The organism is Enterobacter sp. PGRG2 (assembly GCF_030291195.1).
Lineage (GTDB): Bacteria > Pseudomonadota > Gammaproteobacteria > Enterobacterales > Enterobacteriaceae > Enterobacter_D.
Genome location: NZ_CP127837.1, coordinates 522,497 through 526,352, shown reverse-complemented (window position 1 = coordinate 526,352; position 3,856 = coordinate 522,497). Strand labels below are relative to the sequence as shown.

The window sequence follows — 3,856 nt, the reverse complement described above, 5'->3', positions numbered from 1 at the left end:
CTGTAAATGCCTTGCCGGGCGGCGACTGCGTCTTGCCCGGCCTACATAACCTGCAAATCAACGCAGGCCCGGCAAGCTTGCGCCGCCGGGCAATAATACTTAACTGCGCAGCGCGTTTTTCGCCAGACGTTCATCTTCCGCCTGGCATGCTGCCGCGGTGAACAGCACGTCGGTGGAGGAGTTAAGCGCGGTTTCGCAGGAATCCTGCAACACGCCGATGATAAAGCCCACCGCCACCACCTGCATGGCAATATCGTTCGGAATGCCGAACATATTACACGCCAGCGGGATCAACAGCAGCGAACCACCCGCCACGCCCGATGCCCCACAGGCACACAGCGAGGCCACCACGCTCAGCAGTAGCGCCGTCGGCAAATCAACCGGAATACCCAGCGTATGCACCGCCGCCATGGTCAGCACGGTAATGGTGATCGCCGCGCCCGCCATATTGACCGTCGCCCCCAGCGGAATGGAAACCGAGTAGGTATCGCGGTCCAGATTCAGTTTTTCCGCCAGCGCCATGTTGACCGGAATGTTCGCCGCCGAGCTGCGGGTAAAGAACGCCGTCACGCCGCTTTCACGCAGGCACAGCAGCACCAGCGGGAAAGGATTGCGGCGAATTTTCCAGAACACCAGCAGCGGGTTGATCACCAGCGCCACCAGGAACATACAGCCAATCAGCACCAGCAGCAGATGCGCATAGCCGTAGAGGGTGGCAAAACCGGTTTCCGCCAGCGTCGCCGACACCAGGCCAAAAATACCGATCGGCGCAAAGCGGATCACCAGCTTCACCATAAAGGTCACCGCGTCCGACACATCGTTAATCAGGCTTTTGGTGGAGTCGCTGCCGTGACGCAGCGCAAAGCCCAGACCAATGGCCCACACCAGAATGCCGATATAGTTGGCTTCCAGCAGCGCATGTACCGGGTTAGACACCATGCTCATCAGCAGGCCACGCAACACTTCCGTAATGCCGGCGGGCGGCGTGATGTCCGTCGCGCCGGTCACCAGTTGCAGGGTGGACGGGAACAGGAAGCTGAATACCACGGCGGTTAAGGCAGCGGAAAAGGTGCCCACCAGATAGAGCACCAGAATAGGACGGATATTGGTTTTCTGACCGTGGCGGTGATTGGCGATGGATGCCATCACCAGCATCAGTACCAGCACCGGCGCCACCGCTTTCAGCGCGCCGACGAACAGCGTGCCCAGCAGACCGGCAGCAAGCGCGGCTGGTTTTGATACCCAGGCGAGCAGAATGCCCAGCGCTAACCCGACGAGAATTTGTTTTACCAGACTGCCGTGCACCAGACGGTGCAGCACACCTGTGGAGTGTTGCGTACTCATGAGGAATTCCTTAGATGGTGTTGTAGTGCCATCCCGGACATCCTCTTAAGGGATGTTCATGTCGGGATGTAACAAATGTTTGCAAAGAGGAGTATACGCATTCGCAGGCGGCGGGAAAGAACAAGAGGCTGGATTGGTGGCAAGTGTCGTGTTTTTTAACTGTCTGATAACATATTTGTGACATGGTCAACAATTAAACCTTCTCCGTTGCCGGAGAAGGTTCTGTTTGTCAGCCCTGGAGCTTTTTCTTGTCGTTCTGGTGATTCACCCAGGCGTTAAGCAGCAGGGTTATCGCCAGAATACCGCCCACCACGCCAAGGGAGATGGCAATCGGGATATGGTAGAAGTCGACGATCAGCATCTTGATACCGATAAACACCAGGATCACCGACAGGCCGTACTTCAGCAGCGCGAAGCGTTCCGCCACGCCCGCCAGCAGGAAGTACATGGCGCGCAGACCGAGGATCGCGAACAGGTTAGAGGTCAGCACGATAAAGGGATCGGTGGTCACCGCGAAAATAGCCGGAATACTGTCGACCGCGAAGATCACGTCGCTTAACTCAACCAGGATCAGCACCAGCAGCAGCGGCGTGGCGTACAGCAGACCGTTTTTACGCACAAAGAAGTGCTCGCTTTCGATCTTGTCCGTCATGCGCAGATGACCACGCAGCCAGCGCACCAGCGGTTTATCGCCAATACCCGCTTCGTCTTCTTTCGCCAGCGCCATTTTCACCCCGGTGAACAGCAGGAACGCGCCGAAGACGTACAGCAGCCATTCGAACTGGGAGATCAGCCAGCTACCGGCGAAAATCATGATGGTACGCAGCACAATCGCCCCCAGCACGCCGTAGATCAATACACGACGTTGCAATGCAGGCGGCACGGCGAAGTAGCTGAACAGCATCAGCCAGACGAAGACGTTATCCACGGCCAGCGCTTTCTCAATCAGGTAACCGGTGAGGAAGGCGAGCGCCTGCGGATCGGCCACGGCACGGCCTTCGGTGCTGGCGAGATACCACCAGAAGGCGGCGTTAAACAGCAAAGAGAGTGATACCCAGACCAGTGACCAGACGGCCGCCTGCTTCATGGACATCGTATGAGCGCCGCGACGCCCCTGAAGCAGAAGGTCGATGGCGAGCATGATCACGACGACAACTGCGAATCCGCCCCAGAGCAGCGGTGTGCCGACAGTATTCATAGGAAATTCCTTACATAAAAAAAACGGCTGACGTCGAAAGACGATAGCCGTTTATTTTAGATGCACGGGTCCTCGCCTTTCGGCAAGGTCTCACTTACATCCTTAAGGATGCCCGGCGACCGGATGCTTGCGCATCGTAATGACGACCAACCGGCAATGAAGTTACTCCCCTTTGCTGGTAACAAAATATGACAGAGATCGCATTCCGTCAATGGGTCGTAACAACTGTTTTACATAGCTTTACGCCACCGGATCGGCAGCCGCTTCGCTGTCAGCCGGGAAAATCACGCCGGTCTGGCGGCGGATCTCCGTCAGCAGGTTCGCGGTTATGCGGCTGATGGCGATGCCCGGATGGTTCACCTCGTTGTTTTCCACCAGGTCGGCAAAGCGCTCTGCCTCATACAGCATGGTATTGATATGCTGCGGTTGGGAGAGATCCTGTGGCTTGCCGCCGCGCGGCACAAAAGATACTTTCTGGCATTCGGAGATTTTTTCTATCACCAGCGAGCCTTCTTCGCCCTGGATCTCGCTCGCCAGCACCGATTCACTCACTTTGGAATGTTGCAGGGTGACGCTGAAATCGCCGTAGTTAAGCACCACCACGCCGTGCGCGTCCACGCCACTGTCCAGCAGACTGGCCGTGGCCTGTACGCTGTGCGGTTCGCCCCATAACGCCACCGCCGAGGCCAGGCAGTAAAAGCCGATGTCCATAATCGAGCCGTTGGAAAACGCCGGATTAAAGGTGTTCGGATTTTCGCCGTCCAGATAGCGCTGATAGCGGGAAGAGTACTGGCAGTAATTAATAAAGGCTTTGCGCACCTTGCCGACTTTCGGCAGCGACTGTTGCAGCAGCAGGAAGTTAGGCAGCGAGGCGGTTTTAAAGGCTTCGAAAAGCACCACGCCATTTTCCCGCGCGCAGGCAACGGCGGCTTCCACTTCACGCAGATTGGAGGCCAGCGGCTTTTCGCAGATCACATGCTTTTTATGGCGCAGGAACAGTTCGGTTTGCGAAAAGTGCAGGGAATTCGGGCTGGCAATATACACCGCGTCAATATCATGGCTTTGCGCCAGCGCCTCAAGGGAGGTGAACAGATGTTCGACCGGATAATCGCTGGCGAAATGCTGCGCCTGTTCAAGGCTGCGGGAGTAAACGGCGGTAAGGGTATATTTGCCGGTCTCATGGGCGGCATCGACGAACTGGCGGGTGATCCAGTTCGTCCCAATGACTGCGAAACGTATCATAAACGGCGTTGTGCTCCGTAAAAGGGGACCATCCGCCAATGTAGCACGTCAGTATGACAAAACCAGTGCGCT

Annotated in this window: 3 protein-coding genes; all 3 read right to left on the bottom strand. The window is 56.8% G+C overall.

The features are described from left to right. Nucleotides 1–99: 99 nt before the first annotated feature. Nucleotides 100–1,344 (bottom strand): serine/threonine transporter SstT, encoded by a 1,245-nt coding sequence (gene sstT / locus QRD42_RS02110; protein ID WP_321988099.1) that lies wholly within the window; start codon nucleotides 1,342–1,344, stop codon nucleotides 100–102. 229 nt (nucleotides 1,345–1,573) lie between these two features. After that, entirely contained in the window at nucleotides 1,574–2,542 is a 969-nt protein-coding gene (locus QRD42_RS02105) for a TerC family protein (protein ID WP_072569645.1), read from the bottom strand. 240 nt (nucleotides 2,543–2,782) lie between these two features. Next, complete coding sequence (locus tag QRD42_RS02100; RefSeq protein ID WP_321988098.1) at nucleotides 2,783–3,784, bottom strand: Gfo/Idh/MocA family protein; 1,002 nt, start codon at nucleotides 3,782–3,784, stop codon at nucleotides 2,783–2,785. Nucleotides 3,785–3,856 lie beyond the last annotated feature (72 nt).